At 71.3% G+C, this 15817-nt stretch carries 15 protein-coding genes; 1 reads left to right on the forward strand and 14 read right to left on the reverse strand.

Going from position 1 to position 15817, the window contains the following annotated elements; all coding sequences use genetic code 11:
• Positions 1-70 precede the first annotated feature (70 nt).
• From ABD374_RS24525 to ABD374_RS24550, 6 genes are all read right to left on the reverse strand, one after another.
• Positions 71-1729 carry a beta-N-acetylhexosaminidase gene (locus ABD374_RS24525; RefSeq protein WP_344497741.1) on the reverse strand — a complete coding sequence of 553 codons (1659 nt, stop codon included), beginning with the start codon at positions 1727-1729 and terminating at the stop codon, positions 71-73.
• Positions 1730-1733: 4 nt separating this feature from the next.
• Positions 1734-2567 carry a carbohydrate ABC transporter permease gene (locus ABD374_RS24530; RefSeq protein ID WP_344497742.1) on the reverse strand — a complete coding sequence of 278 codons (834 nt, stop codon included), beginning with the start codon at positions 2565-2567 and terminating at the stop codon, positions 1734-1736.
• Entirely contained in the window at positions 2564-3457 is an 894-nt protein-coding gene (locus ABD374_RS24535) for a carbohydrate ABC transporter permease (RefSeq protein ID WP_344497743.1), read from the reverse strand. Before ABD374_RS24535 ends, ABD374_RS24530 begins: the two co-directional genes overlap by 4 nt.
• A gap of 5 nt (positions 3458-3462) precedes the next feature.
• Complete coding sequence (locus ABD374_RS24540; RefSeq protein ID WP_344497744.1) at positions 3463-4767, reverse strand: extracellular solute-binding protein; 1305 nt, start codon at positions 4765-4767, stop codon at positions 3463-3465.
• 234 nt (positions 4768-5001) lie between these two features.
• Positions 5002-5304, reverse strand: coding sequence for a DUF3039 domain-containing protein (locus tag ABD374_RS24545; RefSeq protein ID WP_093800630.1), 303 nt, complete (start codon positions 5302-5304; stop codon positions 5002-5004).
• Between the two features lie 80 nt (positions 5305-5384).
• Positions 5385-5984 carry a YqgE/AlgH family protein gene (locus ABD374_RS24550; RefSeq protein ID WP_344497745.1) on the reverse strand — a complete coding sequence of 200 codons (600 nt, stop codon included), beginning with the start codon at positions 5982-5984 and terminating at the stop codon, positions 5385-5387.
• Between the two features lie 253 nt (positions 5985-6237).
• On the opposite strand from ABD374_RS24550, the gene murA reads away from it, so the two are divergent.
• Positions 6238-7578, forward strand: coding sequence for a UDP-N-acetylglucosamine 1-carboxyvinyltransferase (gene murA, locus ABD374_RS24555; RefSeq protein ID WP_344497746.1), 1341 nt, complete (start codon positions 6238-6240; stop codon positions 7576-7578).
• Between the two features lie 88 nt (positions 7579-7666).
• On the opposite strand, the gene ABD374_RS24560 is transcribed toward murA, so the two are convergent.
• From ABD374_RS24560 to ABD374_RS24595, 8 genes are all read right to left on the reverse strand, one after another.
• A complete protein-coding gene (locus ABD374_RS24560; RefSeq protein WP_344497747.1) occupies positions 7667-7846 on the reverse strand; it encodes a hypothetical protein in 180 nt (59 codons plus the stop codon).
• Positions 7847-8199: 353 nt separating this feature from the next.
• The gene (locus ABD374_RS24565) at positions 8200-8481 is read right to left on the reverse strand and encodes an HU family DNA-binding protein (RefSeq protein ID WP_028815325.1); all 282 of its coding nucleotides are present in this window, start codon (positions 8479-8481) and stop codon (positions 8200-8202) included.
• A gap of 345 nt (positions 8482-8826) precedes the next feature.
• Positions 8827-10260 carry an NAD-dependent malic enzyme gene (locus ABD374_RS24570; RefSeq protein WP_344497748.1) on the reverse strand — a complete coding sequence of 478 codons (1434 nt, stop codon included), beginning with the start codon at positions 10258-10260 and terminating at the stop codon, positions 8827-8829.
• A 373-nt stretch (positions 10261-10633) separates the two neighbouring features.
• A complete protein-coding gene (locus tag ABD374_RS24575) occupies positions 10634-13042 on the reverse strand; it encodes a HelD family protein (protein ID WP_425577332.1) in 2409 nt (802 codons plus the stop codon).
• Between the two features lie 96 nt (positions 13043-13138).
• Positions 13139-13915, reverse strand: coding sequence for an anti-sigma factor family protein (locus ABD374_RS24580; RefSeq protein ID WP_344497749.1), 777 nt, complete (start codon positions 13913-13915; stop codon positions 13139-13141).
• Positions 13912-14499, reverse strand: coding sequence for a sigma-70 family RNA polymerase sigma factor (locus ABD374_RS24585; protein WP_344497750.1), 588 nt, complete (start codon positions 14497-14499; stop codon positions 13912-13914). The genes ABD374_RS24580 and ABD374_RS24585 overlap by 4 nt, the downstream gene beginning before the upstream one ends.
• Before the next feature lie 68 nt (positions 14500-14567).
• The gene (locus tag ABD374_RS24590) at positions 14568-15179 is read right to left on the reverse strand and encodes a CGNR zinc finger domain-containing protein (protein WP_344497751.1); all 612 of its coding nucleotides are present in this window, start codon (positions 15177-15179) and stop codon (positions 14568-14570) included.
• A gap of 76 nt (positions 15180-15255) precedes the next feature.
• Positions 15256-15798, reverse strand: a complete 543-nt coding sequence (locus ABD374_RS24595) for a GNAT family N-acetyltransferase (RefSeq protein WP_344497752.1) — start codon at positions 15796-15798, stop codon at positions 15256-15258.
• Positions 15799-15817 lie beyond the last annotated feature (19 nt).

Genomic DNA, 15817 nt, shown 5'->3' on the forward strand with positions numbered 1-15817 from the left:
CGACGTATGCCGAGCCGGGACCCCACGGTCCCAGGCCCGGCACGGCGCGGCACTCTTCTTGCCTCGGGGCTCACACGTTTGGGGGCGCCCCCTCGATCGGGCGTCCGAGAGCGGCGTGGTCGCCGTCGGGGGCCGGGCGCTTCTGCCAGGGCAACGGGCCGCCCGGTGGCCGGTAATCGACCCCCAGTGCGTCAAGCCGCCGGTAATGCCCGGTCATTCGCGCCTCGAAACCGGCGAAGTCGCGTTCGGCGGGTGCCGGCAGGTCCGCCCAGGCGACCTCGGCGAAGGCGGCCAGGCGGGGGAACGCCTGGTAGTCGACGCGGCTCTGGTTCTCCATCACCTCGGTCCAGAGGTTGGCCTGGGTGCCCAGGATGTGCCGCGCCTCTTCGGGTGCGAGGCCGGGGGGCACGGGCTCGAAGCGGTAGACGTCCTCCAGGGTGCGCACGTAACCGATGGGCATCGGCTCGTCCGGGCCGCCGTGCTGGCGGTGGTCCAGGTACACCTGCTGCTCGGGGCACATGACGACGTCGTGGCCGGCCTTCGCGGCTGCGATCCCGCCCGCGTAGCCGCGCCAGGAGGAGACGGCGGCTCCCGGCGCGAGGCCGCCTTCGAGGATCTCGTCCCAGCCGATGAGGCGGCGGCCGCGGGCGGTGAGCCAGGTGTCGAAGTGGCGGACGAACCAGGACTGGAGTTCGTCCTCGTCGGCCAGGCCGAGTTCCTCGATGCGGGCCCGGGCGGCCGGGGACCGCCTCCACTGGTCCTTCATCACCTCGTCGCCGCCGATGTGGATGAAGGTGGAGGGGAAGAGTCCGAGGACTTCCTCGAACACACCCTCGTAGAAGCGGAGGGTGCTGTCCGTGGGGGCGAGTACGTTCGGGTTGATGCCCCAGGTGTCCCAGACGGAGAGGGGCGCAGTGGCGACGTCCGTGTTGCCCAGTTCCGGATACGCGGCGATGGCCGCCTGCGAATGGCCCGGAATGTCGATCTCGGGGACGACGGTGATGTGCCGCTGCGCCGCGTACGCGACGATCTCGCGGATGTCGTCCTGCGTGTAGTAACCGCCGTGCGGTGTCCGCGTCCACAGGCCGGAGGCCCGGTGGCCGTATTGGGTGCGCGGCCGCCACGCGCCGGTCTCCGTCAGTTTCGGGTGGCGCTCGATCTCGATGCGCCAGCCCTGGTCGTCGGTGAGGTGGAAGTGGAAGACGTTGAGCTTGTGCGCGGCGAGCAGGTCCAGGTAGCGCAGTACGCCGTCCTTGGGCATGAAGTGGCGTGACACGTCGAGCATCAGGCCGCGCCAGGCGAAACGCGGCTTGTCCTCGATGGCCACCATCGGTACGGACCACCGACGCGCCGGGTCGACGGGCGCGCGCCGGAAGGCGTCCGGGCCGAGCAGCTGGCGCAGCGTCTGGGCGCCCCAGAAGACGCCTGCCGGGCCGCCGCCCTCGATGAGGACGAGGTAGCCGTCGACGACCAGGCGGTAGCCCTCGGGGCCGAGTTCCCGTGCGGTGTCGGGGTCGATCCGCAGCTCGACGCGGTTGCCGTCGAGGCCGGCGTCGGTGCCGTCCGCCAGCGGCAGCCCGGTGGCGGCGCCCACCGTGGCGCGCAGCCACTGGGCGACGCCCTCGGTGCCGGGGTGGGCGAACAGCGCGGTGTCGTGGCCGAGGGGGTAGTGGCCCTGGGCGGGGGGCGCCCAGGCGGCGGCTCCGGGAGCCGGTACCAGATCGAGCATGGCGTCAGTCCTTAACCGCTCCGCCGAGTCCCGAGACCAGGCGTCGCTGTACGAGTACGAAGAAGACGAGCACCGGGACGGTCATCACCGTCGAGGCTGCCATGATCCCTCCCCAGTCGTTCTCCTCCGGTTTGAAGAAGACCAGCAGTGCCATCGGAAGTGTCGACTGCGAGGTGTCGCTGATGATGAAGGACTTGGCGAAGAGGAAGTCGTTCCAGGCCGAGATGAAGGAGAAGACACTGGTCGCGACGAGTCCGGGGAAAACCAGCGGGAAAAGGATCTGCCACAGGAAACGGGAACGGCTCGCGCCGTCGATGTACGCCGCCTCTTCCAGCGCCTCGGGAACGGCTTTCACGAATCCGCGGAGCATCCACACCGCGAAGGGCAGCGAGAAGGCGATGTGCGGCAGGATCAGCGAGCCGAGCGTATTGAGCTGTCCGAAGTCCCTCATCAGGAAGAAGAGGGGGATCGTCAGCGCCTCGACCGGCACCATCTGGGCGACCAGGAACATGATCAGGAGGGTGGTGCGGAAGGTGAAGCGGAATCGGGTGACCGCTGTCGCCGCGAGAAAGGCGATCAGGGCGGAGGCGATCACGACCACCGACGCGACCAGCAGGCTGTTGAGGAAATAGCGGCCGAATTCCTGCTGTTCGAAGACGCGCCGGAAGGAGTCGAGCGAGGGGGAGAGCGTCCAGGGTCTGGCCTCCGTCGACTGGATTTCGCCCGCCGGTTTGAAGGCGGAAAGCACCATCCAGTAGAGGGGGAAGGCGACGGCCAGTGCGATCAGCAGCGCGGACGCCTCGGCGGCGAGGCGCCAGGGGCGGCGTACAGGACTCATAGTTCCTCTCCCTGGCGTCGCAGCAGGCGCAGGTACCCGAGGGTGACCGCGAGCAGGATCAGCAGCATCACGACGCCGATCGCCGCGCCCAGGCTGTACTGCGAGGACGCGAAGGCCTTCTGGTAGGCGTAGACGTTGAGGACGAGGTTCTGGCCGGCGATGCCGCCGCCGTTCGTCATGACGTAGATCTGGGTGAAGATCTTGAAGTCCCAGATGACCGACTGGATGGTGACGACCACCAGGATCGGCCGCAGCATCGGCGCCGTGACCGACCGCCAGATCCGCCACTGCGAGGCCCCGTCGAGGGACGCCGCCTCCAGCACCTCCGCCGGGATCGCCCGGATGCCCGCGTAGACGGTCACCATCACGAACGGGAACGAGCACCAGACCACTTCGAGGAGGACGAGCGCGAAGGCGCTGTAGCGCCCGTACGTCCACGAGTGGTCGCCGAGCCCCAGCACCTTGTTGACGGGGCCGAAGTCCGGGTCGAAGAGGAACACCCAGACGGTGGACCCGGTGATCGCCGGGGTCGCCCACGCGCCGAGCGCGGCCATCATCAGCGCGAGGCGCGGTACGGCCCGTACGCGCGTCAGCAGCACGGCCAGCGCGCAGCCGAGGGAGAGCGTGGCGAGGACGCAGGCGGCCGCGAAGACGACGGTCGCCAGGAGCACCTGCCAGAACTGAGGGTCGCCGAAGAGCGCGGTGTAGTTCCCCAGGCCCTTGAAGGCGGTCGGTTCACCGCCGCTGACCTGCGCCTGGGTGTACTCCAGGAAGGAGATCAGGCCGAGCTGGTAGATCGGGTAGACGAGCAGGCCGCCCAGGACGACGAGGGCCGGCGCGAGGTAGAGCCACGGCGTCCAGCCGCTGCCGCGTCGTGCGATCGCGTTCATACCGCTCAACGCGCCGCGCCGAACGCGTCGTTCATCTTCTTCGCCGCGTCGCCGGAGGCCGCCACCACGTCCTTGCGGCCGCTGACGACCTCCTGGAACATCGTCGGCAGGACGAGTGAGGAGTCGATCTGCGCCCAGCCCGGCGAGGCCGGGGCCGCCTTGGCGCCCGCCTCGAGCGTCTCGATGAAGGGCTCGACGAACGGCTCCTTCCTGGCCGCCGTCTCGCGCACGTCGGTGTACGTCGGCAGGAAGCCCATCGCGTCGAAGAGCTCGCCCTGCGTCTTCTTGCCGGCCAGCTGCTTCATCAGGTCGACGGCGAGCGTGCGGTGCGAACTGCTCTTCAGTACGCCGAGGTTGTTTCCGCCCGCGAACGCCGGGGCGATCTCGCCCGCCTTCACACCGGGCAGCGGCACCACCGCGTACTTGCCCTTCACCGTGCCGGCCTCGACGGCGGCGTGGCTGAAGTCGCCGCCGATCGCCATGCCGGCCCTGCCGGACGCGAAGGCGGTGACGGTGTCGTTGCCGCCCATCTCGGCGCACTTGGCGGCCGGGCAGTTGTCGGGGCCGAAGAGCGAGGTGTACGCCTTGATGCCCTTGCGGGCCGCGGGGCCGTCGATGGCGGAGGTGTACGTTCCGCCGCTCTCCTCGGCGAGTTCGCCGCCGTTGGCCCAGATGAAGGGCATCGCGCCGTACGTGTACGCACCGCCGACCGCGAGCCCGTACATGGCCGGTTTCGCCCTGCGGATCTTCTTCGCGGTGGCGGCGAGCTCGGCCTGCGACTTCGGCGGCTCCAGTCCCAGCTCCTCGAAGACGTCGGTGCGGTAGTACAGGGCGCGTACGCCGACGAAGAGCGGGGCGCCGTAGACCTTTCCGCCGACCGTCACCGACTGCCTGGCGGCCGGGTCGATGTCCTCGGCGTCGGCCCAGGCGCCGAACTCCTCGGTGACGTCGGCGAGTCCGCCGTCCTTGACGTAGCCGGCGGTGTCGGTGTTGCCGTACTCGATGAGGTCGGGGGCGCTCTTGGGGTCGTTGAAGGCGGCCTTGATCTTCTGGGCGCGGGTCTCGACCGGTATGTACTCGATCTCGACCTCGGCGCCCTCGTGCCGCGCGCGGAAGGCGTCGACGGCGCGGTCGACGACCTTCTGCTTGGGCGCGTTGCCGACCTCCTGGAAGAGCCAGACACGCAGGGTGCCGCTCTTCTCGTCCTTCTTCGCGCTGTTGTCGGAGGTCTGCGGGGCGCAGGCGGTGGCGGTCAGGCCGGCCAGCACGAGTGCGGCTGCCGGCACGGCGATTCGGGCAGAGAGCTTCATCCGGGACTCCTGTGAGTCGGCATTGCAACATGCGCAACGTCGGTTTCGCACTGCACAACAGGCAGGAGGCTAAAGGGAGCCCCACAGGGCCGACAAGAGGTCTGAACCACTTGGGCGCCGTCTCCACCACCTTGTGACCGGCGCGAGCACTCCGTGCAACGCGGACGGCCCCCGCGGCGCGCCGATGCGCGCCGCGGGGGCCGTCCCCCTGTTCCCGCTTACCGCTGCCGCGTACTACTTCTTTCCGCTGTTGTCCTTGCCGCCCTTGTCCTTGCCGCCGCCCGCGCCGAGGTCCTCGAAGATCTCCTTGCACATGGGGCAGACCGGATACTTCTTCGGGTCACGGCCCGGGACCCAGACCTTGCCGCAGAGCGCCACGACGGGCGTACCGTCGAGTGCGCTCGCCATGATCTTGTCCTTCTGGACGTAGTGGGCGTACCGCTCGTGGTCTCCGTCGCCGCGCGAGGTCTGCGGCGTCGGCTCGACGAGGGTCCCCGTACCTGCCCCGCGCTCGGGCTCGGGCTCAAGAGTGCTCATGACGTCCAAGGGTACCCACGCACGCGGATTCCCGGGAGCTTCGGCCGTCCGCCGGACGCGGCGCGCGTCCCGGCGCCGGGTCAGTTGAGCGAGGGGTCGTCCGGGTACGTCGCGATCATCGCGAGCCTGCTGCGCTGCCTGCGCAGTACGGCCCGCCACAGGCCCTCCGGCTCCGGCGACGACACGTCGCCGGGCTCCGACTCCACGACGTACCAGGCCCCGGTCTTCAGCTCCTCCTCCAGTTGCCCGGGGCCCCACCCCGAGTAACCGGCGAAGATGCGCAGCGAGCCGAGCGCCGCCGCGAGGAGTTCCGGCGGGGCCTCCAGGTCGACCAGGCCGATCGCGCCGTGCACCCGCCGCCAGCCGATGGGGTCCCCCCTGCCCGAGCGCAGCCGGGACCCCGGGGAGAGGCTCTCGTCGCCGGGGACCACCGCGACGCCGAGCGCGGAGTCCAGGGAGACCGGGCCGCCCTGGAAGACGACGCCCGGATCGCCCGCCAGGGGCGCCCAGGGCAGCAGGATGTCGCCGACGCCCACCGGCGTCGGGCGGTTGAGGACCACGCCGAGCGAGCCCTCCTCGTCGTGGTCGAGCAGGAGCACCACCGCGCGGTCGAAATTCGGGTCCGCCAGGGCCGGGCTGGCCACCAGCAGCCGCCCTGTGAGAGAGGACACCTCCGTCATGGCAGACATGATCCCGCACATCGGCCCTCCGGGGGGAGCGGACGGCACTGCGCACGCGTGCGCAGCTCAGGGCGTACTGCGGCAGCGGGGGCGCGCACCGGCGGAACGTCACCCTCCGCAGAGGCCGCTGTGCGGAGCGTGTTGTGTCTGATTCATGACACCCGCGAAGCCCGCTTGGCCTTATGGCACAGGGGTAGTCGCCCCTTACTCTTTTCTCTGGCCACCTGTCCGACCACACCGGAACGCGAGATCCATGACCGGCACTGAAGATGTACTGCTCGTCCACGGCGGCACCCCGCTCGAGGGCGAGATCCGCGTCCGCGGCGCGAAGAACCTGGTGCCGAAGGCGATGGTCGCCGCGCTCCTCGGCAGCGGCCCGAGCCGACTGCGCAACGTGCCCGACATCCGTGACGTGCGTGTCGTACGCGGACTGCTCCAGCTGCACGGCGTGACGGTCCGCCCCGGCGAGGAACCGGGCGAGCTGATCCTCGACCCGTCCCACGTCGAGTCCGCCAACGTCGCCGACATCGACGCGCACGCGGGATCCTCGCGCATCCCGATCCTGTTCTGCGGCCCGCTGCTGCACCGGCTCGGCCACGCCTTCATCCCGGGCCTGGGCGGCTGCGACATCGGCGGCCGGCCGATCGACTTCCACTTCGAGGTGCTCCGCCAGTTCGGCGCGACGATCGAGAAGCGCGCCGACGGCCAGTACCTGGAGGCCCCGCAGCGGCTGCGCGGCTGCAAGATCCGGCTGCCGTACCCGTCGGTCGGCTCGACGGAGCAGGTGCTGCTGACGGCCGTGCTGGCCGAGGGCGTCACCGAGCTGTCGAACGCCGCCGTGGAGCCGGAGATCGAGGACCTCATCTGCGTCCTGCAGAAAATGGGCGCGATCATCTCCATGGACACCGACCGGACCATCCGGATCACCGGTGTCGACTCGCTCGGCGGCTACAACCACCGCGCGCTCCCGGACCGCCTGGAGGCGGCCTCCTGGGCGTCGGCGGCGCTCGCCACCGAGGGCAACATCTACGTGCGCGGCGCCCACCAGCGCTCGATGATGACCTTCCTCAACACCTACCGCCGGGTCGGCGGCGCCTTCGAGATCGACGACGAGGGCATCCGCTTCTGGCACCCGGGCGGCCCGCTCAACGCGATCGCCCTGGAGACCGACGTACACCCCGGTTTCCAGACCGACTGGCAGCAGCCGCTGGTCGTCGCCCTGACGCAGGCGTCGGGCCTGTCCATCGTCCACGAGACGGTGTACGAGTCGCGCCTGGGCTTCACCTCCGCGCTGAACCAGATGGGCGCGCACATCCAGCTCTACCGCGAGTGCCTGGGCGGCTCCGACTGCCGCTTCGGCCAGCGCAACTTCCTGCACTCGGCGGTCGTCAGCGGCCCGACGAAGCTCCAGGGCGCGGATCTGGTCATCCCCGACCTGCGCGGCGGCTTCTCGTACCTGATCGCGGCCCTCGCGGCCCAGGGCACGTCCCGGGTCCACGGCATCGACCTGATCAACCGCGGCTACGAGAACTTCATGGACAAGCTGGTGGAGCTCGGCGCGAAGGTCGAGCTGCCGGGCGGCGCGCTCGTCTGAGGTTTCGCCTCAGGTTTTGCCGAGAGTTTGCGTCACGCCGAAGGGGCGGCCATCCGGATCATCCGGATGGCCGCCCCTTCGGCCGTGCTCAGTCCTGTCCGGCGGAGACCGAGGTGCCCTTCGACGCCCGGCCGTCCGCGCCGGCCGAGCCCGGGGCCGATCCGATACTGGCGGCGAGCGTCGCCGTCAGGAGCGCGGCGCCCACCAGCAGGAGGGAACGGCTCGGTCGGGCCGGGTTCGATGCGCGCACGGTCTGCTCCTGGGTCACGGGGGTCACGGTGTCGGCGAAGCCGTTCCTCACCACTTTCCCCGCGTGTAAACCTCCGGATCGGGAATGCGTCCGGAATGTGCCGGAAATACCTCACCTCCGGCCTCCCGGCCCCATTCCGCGCCCCGGCCGGTGCCCCGGCCGACGCCGGCGCCGGCGGCTGGGGACCGTGGCCGGGCTTCTGCGGGGACACGGCGCCCCGCCGGGCCCCGGAGGGCCCTCCTCTCCGCCGGAACCGCCGGGAGGGCCGCAGCGGCGCTCCTGTGCACCAGCACACCTGAGCGGGTACGCCGAAGGGGGCGGCCGCCCGGCACGTTCCGGACGACCGCCCCCTTCGGGGTCTGCCTTGGGTCTTACTTGCCCTTGGCGGCTTCCTTGAGCTTGGAGCCCGCGGAGACCTTCACGCTGTAGCCGGCCGGGATCTGGATCGGGTCGCCGGTCTGCGGGTTACGAGCGGTGCGAGCGGCACGGTGGGTGCGCTCGAAGGTCAGGAAGCCGGGGATGGTGACCTTCTCGTCGCCCTTGGCGACGATCTCACCGACGGTCTCGGCAAGAGCGGCCAGCACGGCGTCGGCGTCCTTGCGGGTCACGTCGGCGCGGTCGGCCAGGGCGGCCACCAGCTCACTGCGGTTCATGTTGTTACTCCCGTGTTCTTCTTGCCTGTAAGGCGTGAGATCGAAGCCGATGCTGCCAGGGCCCTCGGACAGTCCCCGGACCCGGGTCTGTCGTCAGACCCTCGCGCCCAAATACGCATCCTGCCCCCACCAGCGGCGGGAAAGCCAATCCGGCACCCTCCGGAGTCACACGAAAAGCGCCACGGCCTCGTCTTGGTGACGCTCCGTCCGCTGCCGGAAGCGGACCGCAGGCCCCGCGGGACCCTGCGGGTTCATTGCCCGCCACCCTAGAGGGGTCCCTCGGAGCCCGCGACCCGCGACGCGCCGGGCGGATCCCGCCGGGAAGGGCCCGGGGGCCCGGAGGGGTCAGGCGGACGTGGAACCCGTCACAGCGGATCCCGCGGCCTTCGCGGCCGTACGGACGGCGCCCGCGACCGCGCCCGCGACCTTGTCGTTGAAGACGGACGGGATGATGTAGTTCACGTTGAGCTCGTCCTCGGTGACGACGTCCGCGAGGGCGGCGGCCGCGGCCAGCATCATCTCCGTGTTGACGGTCCGCGAGTGGGCGTCCAGGAGGCCGCGGAAGACGCCGGGGAAGACCAGCACGTTGTTGATCTGGTTCGGGAAGTCCGAGCGTCCCGTGGCCACGACGGCGGCCGTCTGACGGGCGATCGCCGGCTCGACCTCCGGGTCGGGATTCGCGAGCGCGAACACGATCGCGCCGTCCGCCATCGCCGCGACGTCGTCGCCGTTCAGGACGTTGGGGGCCGAGACGCCGATGAAGACGTCCGCGCCGGCCACGGCCTCCTTGAGGGTGCCGGTGACGCCCTCCGGGTTGGTGTTGTCGGCGATCCAGCGCAGCGCCGACTCCGGGGCGGCGTCGACGAGGTCCTCGCGGGCCGCGTGCACCACGCCGTGGATGTCCGCGACGACCGCGTGCTTGACGCCCGCGGCGATCAGGAGCTTGAGGATCGCCGTACCGGCCGCGCCCGCGCCGGACATGACGACCCGTACGTCGCCGATCGACTTGCCGACCACGCGCAGCGCGTTGGTCAGCGAGGCGAGCACCACGATGGCCGTGCCGTGCTGGTCGTCGTGGAAGACGGGGATGTCGAGGGCCTCGCGCAGCCGCGCCTCGATCTCGAAACAGCGGGGCGCGGAGATGTCCTCGAGGTTGATGCCCGCGAAGCCCGGGGCGATGGCCTTGACGATCGCGACGATCTCGTCGGTGTCCTGGGTGTCCAGGCAGATCGGCCAGGCGTCGATGCCCGCGAAGCGCTTGAAGAGGGCGGCCTTGCCCTCCATGACCGGCAGCGCGGCCATCGGGCCGATGTTGCCGAGGCCGAGCACCGCGGAGCCGTCCGTCACCACGGCGACGGAGTTGCGCTTGATGGTGAGGCGGCGGGCGTCCTCGGGGTTCTCGGCGATCGCCATGCAGACGCGCGCGACGCCCGGGGTGTAGATCATCGAGAGGTCGTCACGGTTGCGGATGGGGTGCTTGGACGCCATCTCGATCTTGCCGCCGAGGTGCATCAGGAACGTACGGTCGGAGACCTTGCCCAGCACCACGCCCTCGATCTCGCGCAGTCCCTCGACGATCTCGTCGGCGTGCGCGGTCGAGGTGGCCGCGATCGTGACGTCGATCTGCAGCTTCTCGTGGCCGGAGGCGGTCACGTCGAGACCGGTCACCGACCCGCCGGAGGACTCCACGGCCGTGGTGAGCTGGCTGACCGCGGTCCCGCTCGCGGGGACCTCCAGCCGGACCGTCATCGAGTACGAGACGCTGGGCGCCGTTGCCATGACCGACTTCCTCTGCTTTTCCTGGCTTCATTGCTACGCGGCCGCGGCTGATGCCCCGGCAACGCCTTCCGATGGTCGCACCTACCTACGGGTAGCAGGTAATGCGGTCATTTTGTTTTCGGAAAGTGTTTTCCACCATACGAGAACCGCAGGTGAAACAGAAGAGGTCCGTGGTACCCGGGGGCACCACGGACCTCTTCTTTGTATGTATCTACTACGTATTCAGTGACACCGGCCCGCCATGCTCGCCTCGCGGCAAGTGGTCGCTCGTAGCGACTAAGGTTGGGCCCGGGGGCTTGGATCGAGCCGGTGCCACCCCCAGGCTAACAAACCACCCCGGCAAGCGACTCCCCTGTCGCGTGTTGACTTCGGTTCACTCCCCCAGCAGTGCGGGAACCCCGTCCGGACCGGGCTTGTCGCGCTCCCCGGACACGACCGTGAGCTGCTGCGTCGCACGCGTCAGCGCCACGTACAGCACCCGCAGGCCCGCCGGGGACTCCTCCGCGATCTCGGTCGGCGCCACGACGACCGTCGCGTCGTACTCCAGCCCCTTCGCCTCCAGGCTGCCGAGCGCCACCACGCGCTCGCCGAGCGGCGCGAGCCACGTGCGGGCCTGCGCGCGCCGGTGCATCGCGACGACGACGCCGACGGTGCCGTCCACGCGGTCCAGGAGGCGCTGCGCCTCCTCCCGGGTGGTCCGGGCGAGGTCGTCGTCCCGTACGACGGCGAAGCGCGGCTCCACGCCCGTGGAGCGGACCGCGGCGGGCGACTCCATTCCGGGCATGGCGCGCTGAAGGACCCTGGCCGCGAGGGCGGCGATCTCCGCCGGGTTGCGGTAGTTCACGGTGAGCGTGAAGCGGCGGCGCGGGCGGGCGCCGAGGGCCTCGTCGCGGGCCGCGGCCGCCTCGTCCGGGTCGGTCCAGGAGGACTGCGCCGCGTCGCCGACGATCGTCCAGGTGGCGTGCCGCCCGCGGCGGCCGACCATCCGCCACTGCATGGGCGTGAGGTCCTGGGCCTCGTCGACGATGACGTGCGCGTACTCCGTGCGCTCCTGCGCGAGCCGCTCGGCCCGCTCCCACTGCGTCTCCTCGCGCCGCGGCATCAGCTCCTCCAGGCCGCTGAGCTGGTCCAGCGGGTCGTACTCGCGCTTGCGCCGGGGGCGGACCGGGGCACCGAGCAGGGTCTGGAGCTCGTCGAGGAGCGCCACGTCGTGCACGGACAGCGGGCCGTTGCCGTCCGCGTCCAGGCGGCGCAGGGAGCGGGCCAGCTGGCGGGTCTCGCGCGGGTTCAGCACACGGCGGGCCCAGCGGCCCAGGCGCTTGTCGTCGGCCATGGCTGCGAGCACCCGGCGCGGGGTGAGCTCGGGCCACCAGGCGTCGAGGAACGCGATGAAGTCGGTCTCGGTGGAGACGTCCTCGTCGAAGCCGGAGCGGAGCTCGGCGATCAGCTCCTGGTCCGTGTACCGGCCGCGGCCGCTGGACTTCGACCAGAGCGCGTCCAGGAGGAGCTTGCGGGCGCGGGGGCGCAGCAGGTTGACGGGGGCGGTGCCGCTGAGGACGTTGTGGCGGATGCGCTTGAGGTCCTCGGCGTCCAGCTCCACGCGCTGGCCGAAGGCGACCACGCGCAGGCGGGTGGGGACCCTGGTCCCGCCGGGTGCGCTCTCCTCCTCCTCGCCGAAGGACAGCTGGCCGTCCTCGGCGGGGGCCGCCGGGGCGGGCGGCGCGTCCAGGGCGCCGCGCGCCGCGTGGCGCAACACCTTGAACATGCGGGAGGAGCCCTTGATGCGGGCGATGTTCGGTTCGTCGTACGTCGACGCCTCCGCGCCGTCGACCAGCGAGCCCACCGCGCGGATCGCGACCTGGCCCTCCTCGCCGAGGGAGGGCAGGACGCCCTCGGTGTACGCGACGAGCAGGGGCGTGGGGGACACGACGAGGATGCCGCCCGCGTACCGCCGCCGGTCCTGGTAGAGCAGGTACGCGGCGCGGTGCAGGGCCACGGCGGTCTTGCCGGTGCCGGGGCCGCCGGAGACCTCCGTGACGGAGGCGGCGGGGGCGCGGATGACCATGTCCTGCTCGGCCTGGATGGACGACACGATGTCGCGCATGGTGTGGCTGCGGGCCTGCCCGAGCGCCGCCATCAGGGCGCCGTCGCCGATGACGGGCAGCGGGGCGCCGTCGAGGGCGGCGGTCAGCTCCGGGCGCATCAGGTCGTCCTCGACGCCGAGCACCTTGCGGCCCTTGGAGCGGATGACCCGGCGGCGTACGACGCGGCCCGGCTCCTTGGGCGTGGAGCGGTAGAACGGCGCGGCGGCCGGGGCGCGCCAGTCGATGACCAGCGGGGAGTAGTCGGAGTCGAGTACGCCGATGCGCCCGATGTGCAGGGTCTCGGCGATCTCCGCGGTGAGGTCGGGGCGTACCGCGTCCTCGGCCGGCTCCACCGAGGTGTACGCGCCGTCCGGGCCCTTCTCGCCGTCCCTGCCCAGGAGCAGGTCGATGCGTCCGAAGAGGAAGTCCTCGAACTCGTTGTTGAGCCGGTTGAGGTGGATTCCGGCGCGGAAGACCTGCGCGTCGCGCTCGGCGAGCGCGCCGGGCGTGCCGACCTGGCCGCGCTGGGCGGCGTCGTTCATGAGGAATTCCGCCTCGTGGATCTTCTCCTCCAGACGGCGGTACACCTGATCCAGATGATCCTGTTCCACACCGATCTCACGTGTCCGCGCCGACTCCTGGACGAAGGAGTCGGACACGGAATTCACGGAATCGACAGCGGCATCCTGCGCGGCCACCGAGGCCCCCTTCTGACGTGCTGCGGGCAGCCGTCAACCGTACGCGACGGGGGGCCGCGACCGCACCTGCCAGGATCGGGGAATTGCACTGGTCTGTCAGGCTTCGACCTCGACCAGGCGCTTTCCGTCGAGGGTCCGGACCTCGAAGTGGTCGATCTCGCCGCGGCTCATCGCCGCGCCGCCGTGGACGTACAGCGGGTTCTTCGCCGCCTTGTGGGTGCTGTCCGGGATGCCGTAGCCCCACGCGGGGACGGCCCAGGTCGTGACCGTTTCTTCCGCGCCGTCCTTCGAGACGGCGATCAGACTGCACTTCAGCGGGCCCTTGACGTTCTTGAGTTCCAGGACGGTGTGGGTGCCCCAGCCCTTCCTCTCCAGGCCGACGGCCGCGCTGACCTTGGTCGTGGCATCGGTCGCGGCGACCTTCTCCTCCATGTGGTGGAAGAAGGCGTCCTCGGCCGGGCCGGTGGGGTGGACCCCTCCCGCGACGTTGCCGGCCGGGCCTCCCCTGCCGTCCCTGCCGTCGCCGTCCGAGGTGGCCAGGAGGGTGACCGCGGGGCCGCCGACGGCCAGTACCGCGGCGGCCGCGACCAGGTAGAGCCCGCGGCGGCGGCTCCGCGCGCGGCCCGCCGTGACCTCGTGGGTCAGCCGGCCGAGGAGCTGGGGGCCGGGCTCGGTCGACCGCGGCGGCGGGCCCGGGGATTCGGCCAGGGCCGCCATCATCGGCTCCAGGCCCGCGAAGTCGTCGAGCTGGGCGGCGCAGTGGTCGCAGCCGGCCAGGTGGGCCTCGAAGGCGGTGGCGTCCGCGTCGTCCAGGATGCCGAGCACGTAGGCGCCGACGGCGTCGTGCCCGGAGTGCCGGTCGTACGTCGTCATACCGTCACCCCTCGTTCCTCCAGCGCGAGCTTCATCGAGCGCAGTGCGTAGAAGACCCGGGACCTGACGGTCCCGCTGGGTATGCCCAGCACTTCGGCCGCCTCGTTGACCGTACGCCCTCTGAAGTACGTCTCGACCAGCGCTTCCCGGTGGGCGGGGGTCAGGTCGTCGAGCGCGTCGGAGAGCGTCATCAGCCACAGCGCCTTGTCGATCTGGTCCTCCGCGGGCATGACCTCCAGCGGCGACGGATCGACCTCCTGCGGCCGGGCCTGCCGGCTGCGGTGGTTGTCGATGACGATGCGGCGCGCGACCGTCACCAGCCAGGGGCGGACGGAGCCGGTGGCCCGGTTGAGCCGGCCGGCGTTCTTCCAGGCGCGGATGAGCGTCTCCTGCACGACGTCCTCGGCGCGCTGGCGGTCGCCGGCGACGAGGCGCAGTACGTAGGCGAGCAGCGGCCCGGCGTGTTCGTGGTAGAGCGCTCGCATCAACTCCTCTTCGGGGCCCGGCCTTTGGGCGCGTGGGCGGTCGCTGCGATGTCGAGCCCTGTGCTGACGGCTATCGGCCACGGCCGCATCCTCGCGCACCCGAACCTCCCGGTCGAGACCCTGTGTGGCTCCCTCCCCCCTCACTACGCAGGCGTGCGGCGATCGACTCAACGCGATCCGGGGAAACTTTCGGCGCGCGCCGCCGCCAGGACCCGGCGCCGGTGCCGGGCGACCCGTTCCCGGTTGCCGCACATCTCGCTGGAGCACCAGCGCCTGCGGCGGCCCCTGGACGTGTCCAGGTACAGGCGGCGGCAGTTGTCGCCCTCGCACTCGCGCAGGCGGGCGCGGGCCACGGGGTCGGTCAGCAGGTCCACCGTGTCGCGGGCGACGGCGGCGAGCAGGGCCGCGCGTCCGGGGGCGCCGCCGACGAGCGTCCTGGCCCAGGCGCCGTCCGGGGTGCGGACGGCCCTGACGGCGGGGGGCGGGGCGGCGGCCAGGGTGTTGACGCGGTCGAGGGCGTGGGGGGCGGGGCGGCCCTCCAGCTCCGCACGGGTCAATGCGCCGATGTGGGCGCGTACTTCGGTGAAGTCGTGGAGCCACGCGTCGTCCACAGCGTCCAGGGGCGTGTCGTGGGGTACGAGCCGTGTGCCCACCAGCCACTCCCGGAGGCACCGCGGGTGGCTCAGCCGCTCGGTGGGGTCCGGGCCTGTCGCCACCAGGTCCAGGCAGACCCGGCCGGAAACGAACCGCGATCCGCAGGTGCCCGTGTCCGTCGCCATGCGTCTGTCACCGCCTCGGGGTCACCGGTGGGATCCCACCCAGAGTGCCCGGGGACGCGGTCGGCCGGAACCCCTCCTACCGGTGCAGGATCCGCTGGAAGAGCCTGTGGTCGCGCCACTCGCCGTCGATGTGGAGGTAGTGGGGGGCGATGCCGATCTCCTCGAAGCCGTTCTTGGCCAGGACGCGTTGCGATGCGGCGTTGGTGAGGAGGGTGCCGGCCTCGACGCGGTGCAGGCCGAGGTCGTCGCGGGCCGCGCGGCAGACTTCGGCGACGGCTGCGGTGGCGAGGCCGCGGCCGGTGCGGGTGACGTCGGTCCAGTAGCCGAGGCTGGCGCTGCGGAAGGGGCCGAGGACGAGGTTGGAGAGGGTGAGGCCGCCGATGACGGCCGCGCCCTCGGTGAGGATCCACGGCACGGTGCGCCCCTCCGCCAGTTGCGCGGTCAGGCGGTCGGCCTGGCCCTCGGGGGTGTAGAAGGCGTCCGGGCGGTCCGGCTCCCAGGGACGCATGGACGCGCGGCTGCGGGCCAGGGCCTCGGCGAGGGGACGGGCGTCGTCGGGGGTGGCGGGGCGGAGGACGGTGCCGTCGGCGAGGAGGCGGGGGGCGGGGGCGGGGCTCATGGTCGTACGGTAGACGCGG

Origin of the sequence: Streptomyces enissocaesilis, assembly GCF_039533765.1 — a bacterium.
GTDB lineage: Bacteria > Actinomycetota > Actinomycetes > Streptomycetales > Streptomycetaceae > Streptomyces > Streptomyces enissocaesilis.

Excerpts from the sequence above, each read along its gene's own strand:
- ABD374_RS24570 (WP_344497748.1), bottom strand. The coding sequence starts at position 10,260 with ATGGCAACGGCGCCCAGCGTCTCGTACTCGATGACGGTCCGGCTGGAG.
- ABD374_RS24535 (WP_344497743.1), bottom strand. The coding sequence starts at position 3,457 with ATGAACGCGATCGCACGACGCGGCAGCGGCTGGACGCCGTGGCTCTAC.
- ABD374_RS24545 (WP_093800630.1), bottom strand. The coding sequence starts at position 5,304 with ATGAGCACTCTTGAGCCCGAGCCCGAGCGCGGGGCAGGTACGGGGACC.
- ABD374_RS24590 (WP_344497751.1), bottom strand. The coding sequence starts at position 15,179 with ATGGCGACGGACACGGGCACCTGCGGATCGCGGTTCGTTTCCGGCCGG.
- ABD374_RS24580 (WP_344497749.1), bottom strand. The coding sequence starts at position 13,915 with ATGACGACGTACGACCGGCACTCCGGGCACGACGCCGTCGGCGCCTAC.
- ABD374_RS24540 (WP_344497744.1), bottom strand. The coding sequence starts at position 4,767 with ATGAAGCTCTCTGCCCGAATCGCCGTGCCGGCAGCCGCACTCGTGCTG.
- ABD374_RS24565 (WP_028815325.1), bottom strand. The coding sequence starts at position 8,481 with ATGAACCGCAGTGAGCTGGTGGCCGCCCTGGCCGACCGCGCCGACGTG.
- ABD374_RS24530 (WP_344497742.1), bottom strand. The coding sequence starts at position 2,567 with ATGAGTCCTGTACGCCGCCCCTGGCGCCTCGCCGCCGAGGCGTCCGCG.
- ABD374_RS24595 (WP_344497752.1), bottom strand. The coding sequence starts at position 15,798 with ATGAGCCCCGCCCCCGCCCCCCGCCTCCTCGCCGACGGCACCGTCCTC.
- murA (WP_344497746.1), top strand. The coding sequence starts at position 6,238 with ATGACCGGCACTGAAGATGTACTGCTCGTCCACGGCGGCACCCCGCTC.
- ABD374_RS24550 (WP_344497745.1), bottom strand. The coding sequence starts at position 5,984 with ATGACGGAGGTGTCCTCTCTCACAGGGCGGCTGCTGGTGGCCAGCCCG.
- ABD374_RS24525 (WP_344497741.1), bottom strand. The coding sequence starts at position 1,729 with ATGCTCGATCTGGTACCGGCTCCCGGAGCCGCCGCCTGGGCGCCCCCC.